At 74.5% G+C, this 20,041-nt stretch carries 14 protein-coding genes; 11 read left to right on the forward strand and 3 right to left on the reverse strand.

Annotated elements, in window-relative coordinates:
* Positions 1 to 221: 221 nt before the first annotated feature.
* From ACWDLG_RS33315 to ACWDLG_RS33355, 9 genes are all read left to right on the forward strand, one after another.
* A complete protein-coding gene (locus ACWDLG_RS33315; RefSeq protein WP_449927818.1) occupies positions 222 to 3,674 on the forward strand; it encodes a protein kinase domain-containing protein in 3,453 nt (1,150 codons plus the stop codon).
* Positions 3,675 to 3,690: 16 nt separating this feature from the next.
* Complete coding sequence (locus ACWDLG_RS33320; protein ID WP_449927820.1) at positions 3,691 to 7,029, forward strand: protein kinase domain-containing protein; 3,339 nt, start codon at positions 3,691 to 3,693, stop codon at positions 7,027 to 7,029.
* Between the two features lie 100 nt (positions 7,030 to 7,129).
* Positions 7,130 to 8,233, forward strand: a complete 1,104-nt coding sequence (locus ACWDLG_RS33325; RefSeq protein WP_449927822.1) for a hypothetical protein — start codon at positions 7,130 to 7,132, stop codon at positions 8,231 to 8,233.
* A gap of 40 nt (positions 8,234 to 8,273) precedes the next feature.
* Positions 8,274 to 9,026, forward strand: a complete 753-nt coding sequence (locus tag ACWDLG_RS33330; protein ID WP_449927824.1) for an SDR family NAD(P)-dependent oxidoreductase — start codon at positions 8,274 to 8,276, stop codon at positions 9,024 to 9,026.
* 102 nt (positions 9,027 to 9,128) lie between these two features.
* On the forward strand, positions 9,129 to 9,380 hold the full coding sequence (locus tag ACWDLG_RS33335) for a hypothetical protein (RefSeq protein WP_354905185.1): 252 nt from the start codon (positions 9,129 to 9,131) through the stop codon (positions 9,378 to 9,380).
* Between the two features lie 15 nt (positions 9,381 to 9,395).
* A complete protein-coding gene (sthA, locus tag ACWDLG_RS33340) occupies positions 9,396 to 10,799 on the forward strand; it encodes a Si-specific NAD(P)(+) transhydrogenase (protein WP_449927825.1) in 1,404 nt (467 codons plus the stop codon).
* Between the two features lie 65 nt (positions 10,800 to 10,864).
* Positions 10,865 to 12,367 (forward strand): AAA family ATPase, encoded by a 1,503-nt coding sequence (locus ACWDLG_RS33345; RefSeq protein ID WP_449927826.1) that lies wholly within the window; start codon positions 10,865 to 10,867, stop codon positions 12,365 to 12,367.
* A gap of 101 nt (positions 12,368 to 12,468) precedes the next feature.
* Positions 12,469 to 12,645 (forward strand): DnaJ family domain-containing protein, encoded by a 177-nt coding sequence (locus ACWDLG_RS33350; protein WP_449927828.1) that lies wholly within the window; start codon positions 12,469 to 12,471, stop codon positions 12,643 to 12,645.
* A gap of 79 nt (positions 12,646 to 12,724) precedes the next feature.
* On the forward strand, positions 12,725 to 13,930 hold the full coding sequence (locus ACWDLG_RS33355) for an ROK family transcriptional regulator (RefSeq protein WP_449927830.1): 1,206 nt from the start codon (positions 12,725 to 12,727) through the stop codon (positions 13,928 to 13,930).
* A 69-nt stretch (positions 13,931 to 13,999) separates the two neighbouring features.
* On the opposite strand, the gene ACWDLG_RS33360 is transcribed toward ACWDLG_RS33355, so the two are convergent.
* The 3 genes from ACWDLG_RS33360 to ACWDLG_RS33370 all read right to left on the reverse strand — a co-directional run bounded on the left by ACWDLG_RS33360 (position 14,000) and on the right by ACWDLG_RS33370 (position 16,295).
* A complete protein-coding gene (locus ACWDLG_RS33360) occupies positions 14,000 to 14,572 on the reverse strand; it encodes a rhodanese-like domain-containing protein (RefSeq protein WP_449927832.1) in 573 nt (190 codons plus the stop codon).
* Positions 14,573 to 14,610: 38 nt separating this feature from the next.
* The gene (locus ACWDLG_RS33365; RefSeq protein ID WP_449927834.1) at positions 14,611 to 15,951 is read right to left on the reverse strand and encodes an MBL fold metallo-hydrolase; all 1,341 of its coding nucleotides are present in this window, start codon (positions 15,949 to 15,951) and stop codon (positions 14,611 to 14,613) included.
* A gap of 74 nt (positions 15,952 to 16,025) precedes the next feature.
* The gene (locus tag ACWDLG_RS33370; protein ID WP_354905167.1) at positions 16,026 to 16,295 is read right to left on the reverse strand and encodes a metal-sensitive transcriptional regulator; all 270 of its coding nucleotides are present in this window, start codon (positions 16,293 to 16,295) and stop codon (positions 16,026 to 16,028) included.
* A 130-nt stretch (positions 16,296 to 16,425) separates the two neighbouring features.
* On the opposite strand from ACWDLG_RS33370, the gene ACWDLG_RS33375 reads away from it, so the two are divergent.
* Together ACWDLG_RS33375 and ACWDLG_RS33380 are read left to right on the forward strand one after the other, a co-directional pair.
* The gene (locus ACWDLG_RS33375; RefSeq protein WP_449927836.1) at positions 16,426 to 18,204 is read left to right on the forward strand and encodes an ABC transporter transmembrane domain-containing protein; all 1,779 of its coding nucleotides are present in this window, start codon (positions 16,426 to 16,428) and stop codon (positions 18,202 to 18,204) included.
* Positions 18,201 to 20,024 (forward strand): ABC transporter ATP-binding protein, encoded by a 1,824-nt coding sequence (locus ACWDLG_RS33380; RefSeq protein WP_449927839.1) that lies wholly within the window; start codon positions 18,201 to 18,203, stop codon positions 20,022 to 20,024. The genes ACWDLG_RS33375 and ACWDLG_RS33380 overlap by 4 nt, the downstream gene beginning before the upstream one ends.
* Positions 20,025 to 20,041 lie beyond the last annotated feature (17 nt).

Below are 20,041 nucleotides of genomic sequence, written 5' to 3' on the forward strand. Positions count from 1 at the left end.
CTGCCCCCTTTGGTTGTCCCCACAGTGCACCCGGCCGCTTGACAGCGGCTTGGCGAGCACTTGCGGCCCGCCGACCAGGTCGTCTCCACGCCGCGCAAGCCCCGAGCAAGCCCGGACGAGCACCACCCTCAGGTCCGGGCGGGCCCGGCGTGGCCACAACCGGCGCGAGCACCCCGCCCGCGCACCGCAACTTCGCGACAGGGAAGGGCATCTAACCCCCCGTGAATGATCCAGCGCGCATCGGTGGTTACTGGCTGGCCGGACGGCTCGGCGAGGGTGGCCAGGGCGTCGTCCACGAGGCATACGACGGCGAGGGCCACAGGGTCGCCATCAAGGTGCTGCACACCGCCGACGCGCGAGGCCTGGCCAGGGAGGCGACCGCGGCCCAGCGGGTGGCCTCGTTCTGCACGGCCCGGGTCCTGCACGTCGAGACCGAGGGGCCGCGGCCGCACATCGTCTCGGAGTACGTCCAGGGCCCGAGCCTGCGTGCGGCGGGCCGCCTGTTCGCGGGCGACGACCTGTACCGGCTCGCGACCGCCGTGGCCACCGCGCTGACCGCCATCCATGACGCGGGCGTGATCCACCGCGACCTCAAGCCGGACAACGTGCTGCTCAGCCCCGACGGGCCGCGAGTGATCGACTTCGGCATCGCACGGACCGCGGAGATGTCGCTGACCAGGAGCGGTGAGGTCGCCGGCACTCCCAGCTACATGGCCCCGGAGATCTTCACGGGCCAGCGCGCCACGCCGGCGGTGGACGTGTTCGCATGGGGCGCGGTGGTGCTGTTCGCCGCGACCGGCGAGGACCCCTTCCGCGCCGACCACCTCGGCGGCGTCATGCACAGGGTGCTGTCCTCGCAGCCGGACCTGAGCGTCCTGCCGGAACGGCTGGCCCCGCTGGTGGCCGCGGCGATGGCCAAGGATCCGGCCGCCCGGCCGACCGCCCGCGACCTGCTGCTCGCGCTGGTCAGCGCTCCGGTGGCCGGTACCGGGGAGCTGCTGGCGGCCGGCAGCCGCTCGGCCATGGGCCTGCACGTGACGGGCGAAGCCGATCCCGCGCTCGGCACGATCGCCGAGGACGCCTACGGAGGGCTCGGGCCGCGGGAGCGCGAGCTGGTCCCCGAGGTGTTCCTGCGGCTGGTCGCCGTGGACGAGGACGGCCGCGAGACCGTCCGCTGGACGCCCAGGTCGGAACTGCTCGACGGCGGGCGGGACGAGCCGGTCGAGAGGATCCTGCGCGCCTTCTCCTATCTCGTCACCGAGAGGGACGGCATGGTCGCGCTCTCGCGTCCGGCGCTGCTGCGGGCGTGGCCGAGGCTACGCGGGTGGGTGGACGCCGACAGGGCCGGCCTCGCCGTCCTGACCGAGCTCAGCGCGGCCGCAAGGCAGTGGGCCGACCACGGCCGCCGCGACGGCGACCTGCTGCAGGGCAGCCGCCTGGAAAGCGTGCTGAGCTGGGCCGCGACGGGGCGCAAGCACGTCACGCTCACCCCGACGGAGCGCGACTACCTGCGCGCGGGCACCGAGCTGACCAGGAAGCGGGCCCGCAGGCGCAGGCTGACCACCGCGGCGCTGGCCGGCCTGCTCGCCGTCGCGCTGGTGGCGGGCGGGCTCGCGGTGTGGCAGGCCCGGCGCGCCGACGCCCAGCGCGACGCGGCCACGGCCAGGAACGTCGCGATCGAGGCGGCGGCGCTGCGGGCGGGCGATCCGGTCAGGGCGATGCTGCTGACGCTGGCCGCCTGGCGGGTCTCGCCCGGTGTCGACACGCGCTCGGCGCTGGTGTCGTCCTACCAGCAGAGCGAGGTCGCCGCCTTCCACGACCCGCCGGTCGACGGGGTGGCGCTGCGCGCGCTCACCCATGACGGGCGCTTCCTGGTCAGCGTGAGCGAGAGCGGCGTGGCGGTCCACGATCTGCGTTCCGGCCGCAGGACGCGCGGCTGGGCCGTACCGGGGATCGGCGGCGAGTACCTGTTCGACGTGTCGGTCAATGGCAGCGGGCGGCGCGTCGCCGTGACGACCGACAAGAGGATCACCGTCTGGGACGTCGCCACGGGACGGCTGGTGGCGCAGAAGGCGATGCCCGAGGGGTCGGGCGGACGCGGCGCCGACTACGGCGACAGCGAGTCCACGCTGGCCGTCAGCCTCACCGACTCGCTGATCTACCTGTGGGACCACGACAGGGGCCGCACGTTCGGCGGCATCCGCGCGCGGGATTCCTTCACCGGCGGCGACCCGCTGGTCGACAGGACCGGACGGCTGCTGCTCGTGCCGGGCGACCCGCCCTTCTCGGCGCTGCGGCTGCCCGCGTGGACCAGGGACGACAGGCTGACGGCCGCCTGCAAGGACCAGCCGCACGCGGCGGCGTTCACCGCCGACGGCACGATGCTGGCCTGCGCGGGACGGGAGATCCAGCTCGTCGACCCCGCGACGGGCAGGCGGCTGCCGCTGCCCGGCGGCGAACACGAGTTCTGGCCCGCGGCGCCGGCGTGCGAGCTGTGCGACGCGGCCGTCAAGGGCCTGCGTTTCAGCCCGGACGGCCGCTACCTGGCCGCGTTCGCCGACCGGTCGCTGCGCGTCTGGGAGGTGGCCGACCAGCGGCAGGTCCTCGCCTACCAGGCCGAGGGCGAGCTGACCGACGCCCGCTTCGACGGCGACGTCCTGCGCTACCTGCTCGACGACACCGTCGTCACCCTCGACCTGCGGCCCCGGGTGAGCGGTTTCCGCACCACCGCCGCCCAGTGGGGCACCGAGCTGAGTCCCGACGGCAGGTGGGCCCTGACCAGGCCGGACGAGCACACGATGGAGCTGTGGGAGCTGGCCGCCCGTCGAAGGGTGTGGCGGATGCGCGCCTCCGGCCGGCCGGTCTTCGACCAGCAGGGCGAGCGGCTGCTCACCATCCCCGAGAGCGGCCGGATGACGCTGTGGGACCTCAGGACGCGGCAGCGGCGGTGGTCGGCGCCCGTGCCCTTCGACAGGCCCGCCGTCCAGGCGGCGTTCACGCGCGACGGCCGGACGCTGGTCCTCACCACCGCCCTCACGGAGACGGACATCAGGATGAGCCGCGTGGACGCGCGCACCGGCCGCGGGCTGGGCACCTCCGCCACACGCGCCGCCGGCGGCGTCCTCACCCCCGACGGGAAGCGGCTGGCGGGCACCGACGGCAGGTTCCATGACGTGGCCACCGGCAGGCCGCTCGGCGCCGGGTTCGGCACGGGGGTCGTCGCCGTCAGCGACCAGTCGACGATGGCCGTCAGCGGCGACCGCACCGGCCGGATCGCGCTGCGCCGCCTCGACGGCCAGGCCGCCGCCTCGCCGATGCTGAGAGGCGCGATCGAGCGGGTCGCGCACATGACCTTCTCTCCTCAGGGCGACCTGCTGGCCACCGTGGGCGACGACCCCGGCACGCTCCAGCTGTGGGACGTGCGGGCCCGGCGCCGGCTCGGCGGCCCGGTCAGCGCGTACGCCGAAGGGCTGCCCGGCGAGGGCGGCCTCGCCTTCAGCCCCGACGGGAAGGCGCTGTACGTCGCCGAGCACGCCGGCCTGATCCACGAGTTCGTGGTGGACCCCGAGCGCATGGCCGGCGCCCTCTGCGAGCGGGCGGGACGCGAGCTGACCGAGCGGGAATGGCGAGAGTCCTTCGAGCAGGTTCCCTATCGCCAACTTTGCAGCTCCTGAGAGCATCCAACACGCCATGGGGGATGCGCTGATCGACGGGGACCCGCAGCGGCTGGGCGGCTACTGGCTCGCCGGACGGGTCGGGGAGGGCGGCCAGGGAGTCGTCTACGAGGGCTACGACGCCCAGGGCGAGCGGGTGGCGATCAAGGTGTTGCGCGGCGACCCCTCGACCCAGCCCCGTCTGGCCAAGGAGGCCGCGGCGGCCCGCCGCGTCCCGGCCTTCTGCACCGCCAGGGTGCTGGAGGCCGACCTGGACGGCCCGCGGCCGTACATCGTCTCGGAGTACGTCGAGGGCCCGAGCCTGCGGCAGGCGGGCCGCGTGTTCGCGGGCGACGAGCTGCACCGGCTGGCCACCGCCATGGCCACCGCGCTGACCGCCATCCATGACGCGGGCGTCGTGCACCGCGACCTCAAGCCGGACAACGTGCTGCTCGGCCCGGACGGGCCGCGCGTCATCGACTTCGGGGTGGCCCGCACGCTGGAGATGTCGCTCACCTCGGCGCAGCTGCTGGCGGGCACGCCCAGCTACATGGCGCCGGAGGTCTTCTCGGGCGAGCGGGCCGGCACGGCCGCCGACGTGTTCGCCTGGGGCGCCACCGTGCTGTTCGCCGCGACCGGGCAGGACCCGTTCCGTGCCGACTCGCTGGGCGCGGTCATGCACCGCGTGCTCTCCCACGAGCCCGACCTGTCGATGCTGCCGGGCCCGCTGCGGGCGCTGGTGGGTGCCGCGCTCGCCAAGGACCCCCGGCAGCGGCCCACCGCCAGGGAGCTGCTGCTGGGGCTGGTCAGCGGGGACGGCCTCGACACCGCCAGGCTGCTGGCCCAGGGCGTGGGCTCGGCCGCGGCCATGGCGGCCCACGGCGGCCGGCCGGCCGCCGACCCCGCGCTCGGCACGCTCGCCGAGGACGCCTACGCCGCGCTCGGCTCCGCCGAGCGGGAGCTGGTGCCCGAGCTGTTCCTGCGCCTGGTGACCGTCACCGAGGACGGCGATCTGGCCGTACGGCAGGCCGCCCGCGCCGAGCTGCCCGACGGCATCGAGCCGGTCCTGCGGGCGTTCGCCTACGTGGTGTCCGGCGGGGATCCCGTCAGGCTGCTGCGTCCGGCTCTTCCGCTGGCCTGGCCGCGGCTGCGCGCGTGGATCCAGGCCGACAGGGACGGCCTGGCCGTGCACCGGCGCATCGCCGCCGCCGCCACGAGCTGGGCCTCCGGCGGGCGCAGGGACGCCGACCTGTTCCACGGCAGCACCCTGGACGCCGCTCAGCGCTGGGCCGCGACGGGCCGCAGGAACATCACGCTCACCCCTGCCGAGCGCGACTTCCTGGAGGCCGGCTCGGCGCTGGTCAGGCGGAGGGGGCGCAGGGTCAGGGCCGTCTCGGTCGCGCTGGCCGTCCTTCTGGTGCTCGCGGTGGCCGCGGGCGGCTTCGCCGTCCAGCAGAGCAGCCAGGTGGCCGAGCAGCGCGACGTGGCCGAGTCGGGACGGCTGGCGGCGCTGGCCGACTCGGTCCGGGCGAAGGATCCGGTCCTGGGCATGCTGCTCGGCGTCGCCGCGCACGACGTCGCGGCCACGCCGCAGGCGATGGCGGCGATGTACCGCGGTCTCACCTCGGCGGCCACCCGGTCGTTCACCGACCCGGCCGCTGTGGCGGTCAGGGTGCTCGGCGCCGACGGCCACCGCCTGTTCAGCGCCTCGGACGGCGAGGTGAGGGTGTGGGACACGCGCACCGGCCGCAGGACGGCCGCCTTCCGGCACCAGGAAGGCGACGTCATCGGGATGGCGGCCAGCCCGTCCGGCCGCACGCTCGCGATCGCCACCGACAAGGAGGGGGTCATGCTGTGGGACGCGGCGACGGGCGCCGCGCGCCGGCCCCGCTACCGGCTCTTCGAGGGCGCGGAACAGATCGACTTCGCCGTGTCGTACAGCGCGTCCGAGGACGTCGTGGTGGTGCGGGTGGGGCAGGGCGCCACGTTCTGGAACACCCGCACGGGAGCGAAGACAGGTGTGCCCACGCTCGGCGGGAACCTGGAGGTGACGCCCGACGGCAGGACGGCGGTGTACACGCTGATGGGTTCCGAGCTGCGCCGCCAGGCGTTGCCTGGCGGGCGGGCGGCCACGTTGTCGCGCTGCCCGCGGCTGTGCCAGGACTTCGCCCTGAGCCCGGACGGCGCGAAGGCGGCCGTTCCGGGGCCTGAGGAGGACATCCAGCGCCTGGCCGTCAGCACGGGCAAGGAAACGGACATCAACCTGAGCGGCTGGAAGGGCGGCGCCATCTCCTGGAGCGGGGACGGCAGGCTGATCGCCGCACTGGGCGACAACGGGCTGCAGGTGTGGCGGGCCGGCGACGCCACGATGGTGCTCGACGAGCCCGTCCCGACCGGCGCCGACCACCTGGCCTTCGATCCCGACGGCCGCACGCTGCGCTACCTCGCCGGTGACACGGTGGTCGGCGTGCCGCTCGATGCGCGCCCGCGCCGCGGCCCGAGCGGGGAGCTGATCAGCCCCGACGGCGGACGCCTGCTGGCCGGCCGCACGGTGCGCCACCTGGCCACGGGCCGGACGGTCACCCTGAAGGACGAACCCCAGTACCCGCGGGTCTTCAGCGGCACCGGCGCGGCCGTCGCCACGGGCGGCGACGAGAGCGTCTCCGTCCACGACACCGCGTCCGGCCGGAGGCTGGCCGAGCTGCCCATGCGCGACGAGGCGCCCCAGGGCCTGGCCTTCAGCCCCGACGGCGCCCGCCTGGCCGTCTCGGCGCAGACCTTCGTCAGCCTGGTCGACCTGAAGAGCGGCAGGCAGATCTGGCGGGCGCCGTCGAACATGGCCGACGAGCTCGCCTTCACCCCTGACGGGCGCCACCTGTCGGTCGGCGACGGCTTCCTGGACGCCGCGACCGGGCGTCCGGCCACCCCGCGGCCGCTCGGCGCGGTGGTGCGAGGGCTGGGCTTCTCCACCGACGGCACCGTCTTCGGCTGGCCCGACGGCTCGGCCCGCATGGCCTTCTGGCGGCGGGGGACGGCGGGGCCGTCCTCGGCGCCGCTGCGCGACCTGCCCGTCAACCCGGAGCTGACGTTCTCCCCGGACGGCTCGCTCGTCGCCGTCACCGCCATGGACGGGGTGCGGGTGTACGACGTGGCCTCCGGGGTGGTGATCGTCACGGTCAAGGATCCCTCGATCAGCCAGGCGCGGTTCGCCGCGGGCAGGCTGCTGGCGCTGGTCGACGGGAAGCTGGCCGAGTACCCGCTGGACCCGGCCGTGGTGGCGGCGCGGGTGTGCGCGCGGGCCGGGCGGTCGCTGAGCGAGGCGGAATGGGCGGTGTACGTGCCGGGCCTGCCGTACCGGCGGGTGTGCGGGAGGTGAGAGGCGGACGTGCGGCAGGTGAGAAAGGAGCGGCGCCGGGCGACCCGCCCGCATACGCTACGGCCATGACGCTGATCGACGCTCACGCCTTCCCGCTCGCATGACCCTGGCCAGGCTCGTCGCCGTCTGCGCGGCCTGGGGGGTGTTCTGGGGGTCGTGGTCGGCGTTGCTGCCTGCCGTACAGGCCCAGGTCGGGGCGAGCGACGCCGATCTCGGCGTGGCGCTGGCCGGCGTGCCCGCCGGTGCCATCCCGGCGATGGCGCTCACCAGCAGGCTGGTCAGGGGCAGGGAACGCGCGGCGCTGGCCGTCACCACCGTGCTGTTCGCCGTCGCGGTGTCGCTGGTCGGCCTCGTCGGCAGCCCCCTGGCGCTGGGGCTGGCGCTGGTCGGGCTCGGCGCGACCAGCGGGGCGTTCGACATCGCGCTCAACACCGCGACCGGCAGGGCCGAGCGCGAGTCGGGGCGCAGGCTCTTCCAGCCCGTGCACGCCGCCTTCCCCGTCGCCGTGATCGTCGCCGCCCCGGCCACGGGGCTGGCCCGCTCCCTCGGGTACGGCCCCGCGCAGGTGCTGGCCGTCGTCGCGGTCCTGGTGCTGGCCTGCGCGGTCTTCGCCGCCGGCCTCGCGCTCGGCCGGGGCGTCCAGCCGGTCGCCGAGTCCGGGCGGCACGGCGCCTGGCGGCACGCGGTCGTGCTCGGCGCGCTGGCCGCGGGGGCGCTGGTCATCGAGAACTCCGTCGAGCAGTGGTCCGTCCTGCTGCTGGAGGACCATCTGGCCGCGCCCACCCTGCTGGCCAGCGCGGCGCCCGCCGTCTACATGGGCGCGCTCACCGCGGGCCGGCTGGCCGCCCAGGCCCTTCCCAGGCTGGGTCTGCGCACGCTCTACCTCGTGGCGGGACTCGGCGGCGGGGGCGGGATCGCGCTGGCGGGGCTGGCCCCTGTGGCGTGGCTGTCGCTGGCCGGGTTCGGGCTGACCGGGCTGGCGCTCGGGCCGCTGGTGCCGGCCATGCTGAGCAGGGCCGCGGTGGGCGACGAGGACGGCGCGCTGGTCTCGGCCGTGTCCACCTTCTCCTATGCGGGGTTCGTCGCCAGCCCGCTGCTGGTCGCGGCGCTGTCGGCGGCCTTCTCCCTGCCCGTGGCGCTGGCGCTGCTCGGGGTGCTGGCCGTCCCGCTCCTCGGTAGATATTTGACCGATCGTTCTCGATAAGGCATATTCAAGACCACTCGTTCTAGAAAAGGGAGTGGTCATGCGTTTCAAGGGCAAGGTCGTGCTCGTCACCGGAGGCGGCTCCGGCATCGGGCGGGCGAGCGCCCAGGCGTTCGCCGGCGAAGGGGCCACGGTGGTAGTGGCGGGCCGGAGCGTCGAGCCGTTGCTGGAGACGGTGCGGCTCGTGGAGGAGGCCGGCGGTACGGCCGGCCACGTGCGGGCCGACGTCACGCGCGCCGCCGACGCCGAGGCGATGGTCGCCGAGGTCGTGGCGAGGTACGGCCGGCTCGACGTCGCCTTCAACAACGCCGGCGTCTTCGCCGGGGGCGCGGTCGCCGACCTGGACGAGCGGACATGGGCGCACGTCATGGACGTCAACGTGACGGGCGTGTGGCTGTCGATGAAGTACGAGATCGAGCACATGCGCCGCAACGGGGGCGGCGTCATCGTCAACACCGCCTCCAACCTGGGCGCCCACAAGCGCTACGCCGGACTGGCCGCCTACATCACCTCCAAGGCGGCGGTGAGCGCGCTGACCAGGGCCGCGGCGCTGGAGTACATCGGGGAAGGCGTCCGCATCAACGCCGTCAGCCCCGGCCCCGCCGAGACGGCGATGTCGCTGCGGCCGGGCGAGAGCGAGGCCGAGCGGGCCGAGCGGATGAAGTCGGCGCTGCCGCTCGGCAGGGTGGGCACGCTGGAGGAGATCGCGGGAGCCGTGCTGTACCTGGCCTCGCCCGAAGCCGGTTTCGCCGTGGGCACCGACCTGGTGGTCGACGGCGGCGCCTCCGTCTGACCGCCAACACGTAGATCATCGGCCAAGAGTCGGCGCGGAGGACGAATGCATTCCTCCCTCGGGGTATCTCCGCTGAAGTAACCCCGGGATCGGAGGACCGACATGGCCGTCTGCGAAGTGTGCGGGAACGACTACGACATGAGTTTCGAGGTGCACGCCCAGGGCGCGGTGCACACCTTCGACTCCTTCCAGTGCGCCATCCAGGCGATGGCCCCCATCTGCGAGCACTGCGGACAGAAGATCATCGGGCACGGCGTGGAGGCCAACCGCCGCTGGTACTGCTGCGCCCACTGCGCCCGGCAGGAGGGGGCGACGGCGATCGTCGACAGGGTCATGGCGGGGACGTCCGCTTAGGTGGACACTGGCCTTGTGTCCGACTTTGACGTACTGGTCGTGGGCTCGGGCCCTGGCGGGCAGAAGGCCGCCATCGCCGCCGCCAAGCTCGAACGACGCGTGGCCGTGGTCGAACGCCGCAACATGATCGGCGGCGTGTGCATCAACACCGGCACCATCCCGTCCAAGACGCTGCGCGAGGCCGTGCTCTACCTGACCGGTCTCAACCAGCGGGAGATGTACGGCCAGAGCTACCGCGTCAAGGACGAGGTCACCGTGGGCGACCTCGGCATCCGCACGCAACACGTGATCGGGCGCGAGGTCGACGTGATCCGCAGCCAGCTGTCACGCAACCACGTGGCCGTCCTCAACGGGACGGGCCGCTTCGTCGACCCGCACACCGTCAGCGTCGTCGACGAGCACGGCAACGACGTCAAGGTCACCGCCGACAAGATCGTCGTGGCGGTCGGCACCAGGCCCGCGCGTCCCGCCTCCGTCGAGTTCGACGAGCAGACCGTCATCGACTCCGACGGCATCCTCAACCTGCCGTCGGTGCCCGACTCGCTGGTCGTGGTCGGCGCGGGCGTCATCGGCATCGAGTACGCCAGCATGTTCGCCGCGCTCGGCACCAAGGTCACGGTCGTCGAGCGGCGCGAACGCATGCTCGACTTCTGCGACCTGGAGATCGTCGAGGCGCTGAAGTACCACCTGCGCGACCTGGCCGTCACCTTCCGCTTCGGCGAGACCGTCGCCGCCGTCGAACGCCGTCCCCGCGGCGCGATCACCCTGCTGGAGAGTGGCAAGAAGATCCCCGCCGCGACCGTCATGTACTCGGCGGGACGCCACGGCATGACCGACGACCTGGGGCTGGCGGCCGCCGGCCTGACCGCCGACGACCGCGGCCGCATCACCGTCGACGCGGTCTACCGTACGGCGGTGCCGCACATCTACGCCGTCGGCGACGTCATCGGCTTCCCCTCGCTGGCGGCGACCTCCATGGAACAGGGCCGCATCGCCGCCCACCACGCCTGCGGCGAGCCCCTCGGCGGCCTGTCGACCCTGCAGCCCATCGGCATCTACACCATTCCCGAGATCTCCTTCATCGGGCAGACCGAGGACGAGCTGACGCATTCGCACGTGCCGTTCGAGGTCGGCATCTCCCGCTACCGCGAGCTGGCCCGCGGCCAGATCATCGGCGACACGTACGGCATGCTGAAGCTGCTGGTCTCGCCCGAGGACCGGTCGCTGCTGGGCGTGCACGTGTTCGGCACGGGGGCGACGGAGCTGCTGCACATCGGGCAGGCGGTGATGGGCTGCGGCGGGACGATCGACTACCTCGTGGACGCGGTGTTCAACTACCCGACGCTGGCCGAGTCGTACAAGGTGGCGGCGCTGGACGCGATGAACAAGCTGCGCAGGGTGGCGAAGTTCGAGCTCTGAGCGAGAACGGCACGCGACAGGAGAATGTCGGCGGCGGCGTGACGGAGTCTGTCAGGGTATGGCTTATGGATCTCCATGACGCCAAGCGGCTGGCCCGGGCGCTCGACGAGCTCATCACGACCGCGCGCCAGACGATCAGCGAGGAGAGGGAGCCGCCCGAACTGGTGACCCGGGTCACCGCGCACCTGGGGTGCGATCTGCGGCACATCGTCAACGTCGCCGAGAACCTTCCGGGCTGGGAGCACGTCAACCTCCAGCGCGGTGTGGACTCCTACCTGGCCGCGCACAGCCCGCAGGCCGAGTGGTTCGGCATCGCCGGGCACGGCCGCGAGCACGAGGACATCGTCAACATGCTGGCCGGCGCCGCGCGTGGCTGGGAGCGGTACGAGCCCGGCGCGGTGGACTACGCCACGGCCGCGGTGGGGCCCGACGAGACCACCGAGGTCGTCTCGCTCGGCCTCGCGCTCGCCCGCTCTCCCGACGGCGCCCCGGTGGTGATCGGCCTGCGCGGGGCACGGGAGCACACCCCGCAGTGCCAGCTCGTCGTGCTGGCGCAGGACCGGCCGAGCGCCACCCGCGCCCGCGACGAGATCTCGCGGCGCATGCGCGAGAACGACGTCTACCAGGGGCAGGTCCTGTCGTTCGAGTGGAGCGAGCATCGCGGCAACGACCTGGTGACGTTCCTGCCCCGGCCCCGCATGACCGCCGACCAGGTGATCCTGCCGGGCGACGTGCTGGCCACGATCGAACGGCACATCGTGGAGATCGGGGAGCACGCCGTACGGCTGCGCGCCAACGGCCAGCACCTCAAGCGCGGCCTGCTGCTGCACGGGCCGCCCGGCACCGGCAAGACCCACACCGTCCGCTATCTGATGGGCCGGATGCGCGACTGCACCGTGATCGTCATGACCGGCTCGGCGATCAGGTACGTCACCCAGGCCGCGGGCCTGGCCAGGCGGCTGCAGCCGGCGATCGTCGTCCTGGAGGACGTCGACCTGGTCGCCCGCGACCGCTCCTACACCGCCGACGGCAACCCGCTGCTGTTCGCGCTGCTCGACGCGATGGACGGGGTGGGCGCCGACGCCGACGTGACGTTCGTGCTCACCACCAACCGCGCCGACGTCCTGGAGCGGGCCCTGGCCGACCGGCCCGGACGGGTCGACCTGGCCGTCGAGATCCCCAAGCCGGACGCCGGAGGCCGTGCCGCCCTGCTCCGGTTGTACGCCGGGGACCTGCGCCTTGAGGCCGACCTGGAGCCGATCGTGGCCAGGACGGAGGGCGCCACCGCGTCGTTCTTCAAGGAACTGCTGCGCCGTGCCGTTCTCGCCGCCCTTCCCGGGAGCGGCACGGCGACCGTGCCCACGCTCACCGGCGCGCACCTCGGCCGCGCCCTCGACGACATGCTCGACGAGCGCGCGGCACTGACCAGGGCCCTGCTCGGCTCGGGTGAGCGCGTCCATCACCCCGGCGCGGACGACGACGAGCCGTTCCCCGAGCCCGCGCCTTACCTGCCGGGCCTGCCGGGCGGCCCGCATCCCGGCTCGACCGTGGGTTTCCACGACTTCTGATCCGCCGCCCCGCCGGGGGCGCGGCGGCAGGGCGGGCGGCGGGAGCGAGCAGGTCGCGTGCCAGGATGGCGGCATCGCCCGAGACACGGGAAGGAGCGTCCATGACCGACCGCTTCGAGACCCTGATCGACCGGCAGATCCGCGAAGCGCAGGAGCGCGGCGAGTTCGACGACCTGCCGGGCGCCGGCAAGCCGCTGCCGAACAGGGACGAGCTGAACGACGAGCTCTGGTGGGTGAAGCGCAAGCTCGCCGGCGCCCGCCGGGGCGGCGGGTCCTGACGCCGGGGTCGGCGGATTGGTCGGCGGGCGCAGGCTGCGGCATGATGGGGCCAGCCTGGCCGATCGTCGGAGGCTGATCTTGATCTCTTCCTCAGCGGGCCCGCGGCCCGCCGACTTCACCGACGTCAGGGCGACCAACCTCGCCGTCGTCCTCCGCTTCGTGCGTGACAAGGCGCCGTGCTCGCGGGCCGACATCGCCGCCTCGACCGGGCTCAACAAGGCGACCGTGTCCAGCCTGGTCGCCGACCTGATCGAGCGGCGGCTCGTGCGCGAGGTGGGCCTGACGGAGAACCGCGTCGGACGGCCGGCCACCATGCTGGTCCTGGACGGCTCGCCGTACGCGTCGGTCGGCCTCGAGGTCAACGTCGACTACCTCACCGCGGTCGCGGTCGACCTGTCGGGGGAGCGGCTGCTGTCGTGGCGGCGCTCCTTCCCCGGAGCGACGGCGACCGCCGCGCAGGCCGTGTCCGCGGTCGCCGCTCTCACCAGGCGGGTCATCAGCCGCATGAGCCGCGACCGGCGGCAGGTGCTCGGCGTGGCGGTCGCCGTTCCCGGCCTGATCGGCACCAGCGGCACGGTCGTGGTGGCGCCCAACCTCGGCTGGCGCGAGGTGGACCTCGCGGGTGACCTGGCCACGGCGCTCCGCGACCCCGGCTTCCCCATCCAGGTCGAGAACGACGCGAACCTCGCGGTCCTGGCCGAGCACCGGTTCGGTCCGCTGAGCGGCACGCCGAACCTGGTCTACCTGACCGGCGAGGTGGGCGTCGGCGCCGGTGTCGTCCTCGACGGACGGCTGCGGCGCGGCGGCCAGGGCTTCAGCGGGGAGATCGGGCACATCCAGATCGACCCCGAGGGGCCCGCGTGCCGCTGCGGCCGTACCGGTTGCCTCGAGGCGGTCGCCGGCATCGGGGTGTTCGTCTCGGCCACCGACCCCGCGGAGGTGGAGCCGGAGATCCGGGAGGTCGTCCGCCGGGCGAAGGCGGGCGACCGCCCGACCCTCGACCTGCTCGCCAGGGTCGGGCGCGACCTCGGCAGGGGCATCGCGATCGTCACGAACCTGCTCAACCCCGAGGCGGTCATCCTGGGCGGCTACTACGTGCCGCTCGCCCCGTGGTTGCTGCCCGCGGCCACGGCCGAAGCCTGCGACCGCACCCTCGCCGGCGACCTGGGCGGGTGCCGGATCGTCGCCTCCACCCTGGGGTACGGCGCGGCGGCCCTCGGCGGGGCGGCGCGCGTCCTCGACTCGGTCGACTCGGGCCGCCTCCCCGCCCTCCAGGCCTCGTGACCCCGGACGGCGATACGCCCGGGGGTATCCAGAGGTCATGGGCCGGCGTGCCGTACGGCGTTTCGGGGGTCAGGCGCGGGGGGCGGGGCGGCGCAGGCGGGTCATAGCGGCCTCGACGTCGGCGCCGCCCGCCCGGTTGTAGGGCAGCCTGGACAGCAGCATGCCCATGGCGCAGGTGTCGGTGACGGCGGCCACCGCCAGGCCCGTCCCGACGAGCCCGGCCACGACCACCGCGGCGGGGATCCAGAGGCTCGCCACGACGGAGGCGACCACGATGGTCCCCGCGACGAGGCGGACCTGCCGCTCCAGCGCCCAGCGTGGCCGGCCGCGGTTGACCGGCGCGCCGGAGGCGATCCAGGCGTTCATGCCGCCGTCCAGGACCACGACGTCGGCGGGCCCGGCGCCGGCGAGCGCCGTTCCGGCACGTTCGGCGCGGCTGCCGGACTGGCACACGAGGCGCAGGCGGCCGCCCGCGTCGGCGACGATGCGCCGCCGGTGGGCCTCCACCTGGTCGAGGGGCAGGTTGACGGCGCCGTCGATGTGCGCGGAGGCGAACTCGGCCGGGGTACGGACGTCCACGACGAGGACGCCGGGGTCGGCCGCGACCAGCGCTCGGGCGGAGGCGGCGTCGATACGTGACACGGGGTTTCTCCTGTTCTGTCGAAGGTGGGGCGCGGGCGTCAGGCGCTCGCGCGCGTCTCCAGCGCGGCTGCGACCTCACGGACGCCGGCGCCGGTGAGCGCGATCGCCCGGTAGCCCTCGCCGGCGAGGCGGCCTGCCGCGATGCTCGCGCGGCGTCCGGAGACGCAGGCGACCAGCACCGGTCGTGCCGGGTCGAGCTCGCCGGGAACGCCCAGGGTGAACAGCTCGGGCAGGAAGCGCTCGGCCGCGCCCTCCAGGCGCTTCTCCTCCCGCTCGCCGGGCATCCGCACGTCCAGCAGCTGGGCGTCCGGCTGGGCGGCCCGCTCGACGAAGGCGTCGAGCTCCAGCAGCTCGTAGGTCTGCGTGGCGGCCTCGCCGAGGTCGCGGACGACGCCCTGGACGGTGTCGACGCCGATCCTGGCGAGCTGGGTGACGGCCTCGGCGACGTCCTGCCCCGGCTCGGCGACCAGCGTGATCGGCTCCTGGTGGGGCAGCAGCCACCCCGCCCAGCTGCCGAAGTCCTCGTCCAGCTCGATGCCGACCGAGCCGGGCAGCATGCCGAGCGCCTGTGCCCGGCGGGGCCGCAGGTCGACCACGTGAGAGCCGGCGGGGATGTCGGCCACGCCGAGATCGGGAACCGCCACGGACGGCATGGGCGGCACACCGAACGTGTTGGCAGGCCCCATGCGCGCGTAGAAGGCGGGGATGGGCATGGGGTGGGCCAGCAGCTCGTCGGCGAACCTCTCGGGCTCGTCGATGGTCAGGAGCGGGTTGCCGGCGCGTTCGGCCCCGATGGTGGAGGTCAGCCGACCGGCGCCGGTGGCCGTGCAGAAGGAGCCCTCGCCGTGCGTGGGGTACAGGCCGACGCCGGGCGGCAGGGCGGCCAGGCGGTGCAGCGAGCGGTGCTGCATGCGGGCCAGCGTGCGGGCGCGCTCGGGGCCGAGCAGGTCGGGACGTCCGGCCGAGGCGACCAGCAGGCTGCCGCCGGAGAACACCGCGACCGGCTCGCCGTCGACCAGCACCAGGTAGCTGGTGTGCTCGGGAGTGTGGCCAGGGGTGTGGACCGGGCGGATGGTCAGGCCCGTACCGCCGTCGATGTCCTCCAGGTGGAAGGCGGGGGTGTGCCGGTAGGCGGCCGCCGCGGCGGCGGGCAGGACCAGCTCGGCGCCGGTGCGCAGGGCGGCCTGCTCGGCGCCGGAGACGTAGTCGTTGTGCAGGTGCGTCTCCAGCACGAACCGCAGCTCCACGTCGCGCTCGGCGGCGGCGCGCAGGAAGCGGTCGATGTCGCGCTGGGGATCGACCAGGACGCCGCGGCCCTCGTGCGACAGCAGGTAGGTCTGGTCGCCCAGGCCGGGCGTACGGAACGACGTGATCTCCATCCCGTCTCCTCTCTGATACCCCTGGGGGTATCGTTCGAGCAAAAAAGTGCGGCCGCGGGCGCGCGGCCGCCGGGCTAGGCGAGGGCCAGGAAGAGCTTCTCCAGCTCGCTGACGCTCATGGGGGGCTGGTCGCCGCGGTTCTGGGCGTCCTGGCAGTGGCGCAGGCCGGTCGCGACGATCTTGAAGCCGGCCCGGTCCAGGGCCTTGGAGACGGCGGCGAGCTGGGTGAGCACCTTCGTACAGTCCTCGCCCGCCTCGATCATCGCGATCACCCCGGCCAGCTGGCCGTGTGCCCGCTTCAGCCGGGTCAGCGCGTCGCCGACCATGCCCTCGTTCAGCTCCATGCTTCGACTATACCCCCGGGGGCATCCGGCAAGGCAAATCGGAGCCGATGGGAGGCTTCGGTGATCCGGATGATTAGGTTAGGCTCACCTTAGTGCGAACCCCCGCGCGCGACGACCGGAGGAACCCCGGGTGCCCAGCGAAGGCCGTGACGTCCTGCGACGTGCCATCACCGGACAGTGGAGACAGACCGCGAGCGGAGCGCTGCTCGCCGCGAGCCATCAGACCGGCGAGGCCCTGGTCCCCGTCGTGGTCGGCGTGGTGATCGATCAGGCGATCTCCGGCGGTGACGGCGGTGCGCTCGCCGGCTGGATCGCCGTCCTCGCGCTCACCTTCGCCGGGCTGTCGTTCAGCTACCGCTTCAGCGCCCGCGCCGCGGAGAAGGCCGCCGAGCTGGCCGCCCACGAGCTGCGCCTGGCGCTGACCAGCCGGGTGCTGGCGCCAGGGGCGGGCGCCGAGACCGGCCGGCTGCCGGGCGAGCTGGTCTCCGTCGCCACCTCCGACGCCAAGCGGGTGGGCGCCGTCAACGTCGCCCTGACCGCGGGCGTCGCGGCCCTGGCGGGGCTGGTGGCCGGCGGCGTGGCGCTGCTGATGGTGTCGGTACCGCTCGGCCTGCTGGTCCTGCTGGGCGTCCCGCCGCTGCTGGCGCTGGCGCACCTGCTCGGCAAGCCGCTGGAACGGCGCAGCGGCGCCGAGCAGGAACGCGCCGCGCGCGCCTCGGGCGTGGCGGCCGACCTGGTCGCAGGACTGCGGGTGCTCAAGGGCATCGGCGCCGAGCGGGCGGCGGTCGACAGGTACCGGCGGACCAGCCGCGACGCCCTGGCCGCGACCGTGCGGGCGGCCAGGGCGCAGGCCTGGCACGACGGCGGGATGCTGATCCTCACCGGCGTCTTCCTCGCGATCGTGGCGCTGGTGGGCGGGCGGCTGGCCGCGCAGGGCGACATCAGCGTCGGCCAGTTGGTGGCGGCGGTCGGGCTGGCCCAGTTTCTGCTCACCCCGCTGTCGATCCTGGCCTGGGCCAACGGCGAGCTGGCCCAGGGCCGGGCGTCGGCCGCCAGGATCGCCTCCGTGCTGGCCGCGCCGCCGGCGGTGGCGGGGGGCTCGCGCGAGCTGCCCGAGGTCGTGCGCGGCGGGCTGGTGATCAAGGACGTCTCCCACGGCGCCCTGCGCGGGCTGAGCGCCGAGGTGGCGCCGGGGGAGCTGCTGGGTGTCGTCACGACCGACCCGGCGGTGGCCACAGCGCTGCTGCAGGTGCTCGGCCGGACGGCCGACCCGGGGTCGGGCACCGTCGAGCTGGACGGGGTGCCGCTGTCGAGCGTCGAGCCCGCACTGGTGCGCCGGGCGATCGTGGTGGCCGCGCACGACGCGGACCTGTTCGAGGGCACCCTGCTGGACAACGTCGCCGCGGCCGCGCAGGATGACGCCCTCCTGCCGGAGGACGTCGCCGCCGCCCAGGGTGACGGCCTCCTGCCGGAGAAGGGCGACGCCGCCGCGCGGTCCGGCCACGGCCCGGTGTCCCGTGCCGTGGTCTCGGCGATGGCGGCGGCGGCCGCGGACCAGGTCGCGGCGGCGCTGCCGGACGGCGCGCACACCCTGCTCACCGAGCGCGGGCTGTCGCTGTCGGGCGGCCAGCGCCAGCGGGTGGCGCTGGCCAGAGCGCTGGCCGCCGCCCCTCCGGTGCTGGTCCTGCACGACCCGACCACCGCGGTCGACGCGGCCACCGAGGCCGCGATCGCCCAGGGGATCAGGACGGCCAGGGCGGGGCGCACCACGGTCATGGTGGCCACCAGCCCGGCGCTGCTGGCGGCGGCCGACAGGGTGATCTTCCTGGACGGTGACCTGGTGACGGACGGCACCCACGCCGACCTCGTCCAGGAGCACGAGACCTACCGGGCGGCGGTGCTGACGTGACGGCCGCGAAGAGCGAGCAGGCGACGACGGAGGAGGCGCGGCACGTGACCGCTGAGGAGAGCAGGCCCGCGCCCGGCGGCGCCCCGGCGAAGGGCGGGGAGCGCGAGCTGCTGCCCACCGCCACCGCGGCACGCACCAGGGCGGCGGTGTGGCGGCTGGCCCGCCCGCACCGGGTCACCGCGTTGGCCGGCTTCGCCGTCCTGGTCGTGGCGACCGGCGTCGGCCTGCTCACCGCGCCGGTGCTCGGCCACATCATCGACCTGGTCGTCCAGGGCAGGCCCGCGGACGCGGTCACCGAGCCGGTCGTCTGGCTGGTGGCGATCGCGGCCGGCCAGGGCGTGGCGAGCGCCGTCGGCGTCTCGCTCGTGGCAAGGCTGGGCGAGGGGATGCTCGCCACCCTGCGCGAACGCTTCGTCGACAGGGCGCTGCGGCTGCCCCTGGAGCAGGTCGAGCGGGCCGGCTCCGGCGACCTGACCGCCCGCGTCACCGGCGACGTGGCGGTGATCACCAACGCGGTCCGCGACGCGCTGCCCGCGCTGGCCCGTTCGCTGCTGACGATCGTCCTGACCCTGGTCGGCATGGCGGTCCTCGACTGGCGCTTCCTGCTCGTCGCGCTGCTCGCGGTGCCGATCCAGGCGCACACGCTGCGCTGGTACGTGCGCCGCGCCGTCCCGCTGTACGCGGCGCAGCGGGTGGCCGTCGGCGCGCAGCAGCAGCAACTGCTCGGCACGGTCGGCGGCGCGCCGACCGTCAGGGCGTTCGGGCTGGCCGAGCGGCACGTCGGCCTGGTGGGGGTCGGCTCGCGGGCCGCGGTCGACCTGGCGGTGGCCGGGGTCAGGCTGGTCACCCGGTTCTACGCCAGGCTCAACCTGGCCGAGTGGGTCGGGCTGTCGGCGGTGCTGGTGACCGGCTTCCTGCTGGTGCGCGGCGGCGGCGTCACGGTCGGTACGGCAGGCGCCGCCGCGCTGTACTTCCACAGCCTGTTCACCCCGATCAACATCGCGCTGGGCCTGGTCGACGACGCGCAGGCGGCGGGGGCGGGCCTGGCCAGACTGGTGGGCGTGGTGGAGGCCGCCCCCGCGCCCGCCCCGCCGCTCGCCTCGGGCACGGCCGCGCCTGAGGTGCGCGTCCGTGACGTCGGGTACGCCTACCGCGGCGGCCGTCCGGTGCTGCGCGGGGTCTGCCTGGACATCGCCGCGGGGGAGACGGTGGCGCTGGTGGGCGCCAGCGGGGCGGGCAAGACCACGCTGGCCAAGCTGATCGCGGGCATCCACCCGCCCGGCAGCGGTTCGATCGGCGTCGGGGGCGGGGGCCGCGACGTCGCGCTGCTCACCCAGGAGGTGCACGTCTTCGCCGGCCCGCTCGCCGACGACCTGCGGCTGGCCAAGCCGGACGCCGAGGAGGCCGAGCTGGTCGCCGCGCTCGACCGTGTCGGCGCGCTGGCGTGGGCGCGGGCGCTGCCGGAGGGGCTCGGCACGGTGGTGGGCGACAGCGGCCACCGGCTCACCGCGGCCCAGGCCCAGCAGCTGGCGCTGGCCCGGCTGGTGCTCGCCGACCCTCCGGTGGTGGTGCTGGACGAGGCGACGGCCGAGGCGGGCAGCGCGGGCGCGAGGGCGCTGGAGGCGTCGGCGGCGGCCGCGATCGAGGGCAGGACCGCGCTGGTCGTCGCCCACCGGCTCACCCAGGCCGCGGCCGCGGACCGCGTCGTGCTGCTGGAGGAGGGCCGGGTGGCCGAGACAGGCACGCACGACGAGCTCGTGCGGGCCGGTGGCCGCTACGCGACCCTGTGGGCCGCCTGGTCCGGCCACCGCCAGGGGTGACCGGACCAGGCCGGCGG

The sequence above is a fragment of the Nonomuraea sp. NPDC003727 genome, assembly GCF_053586935.1.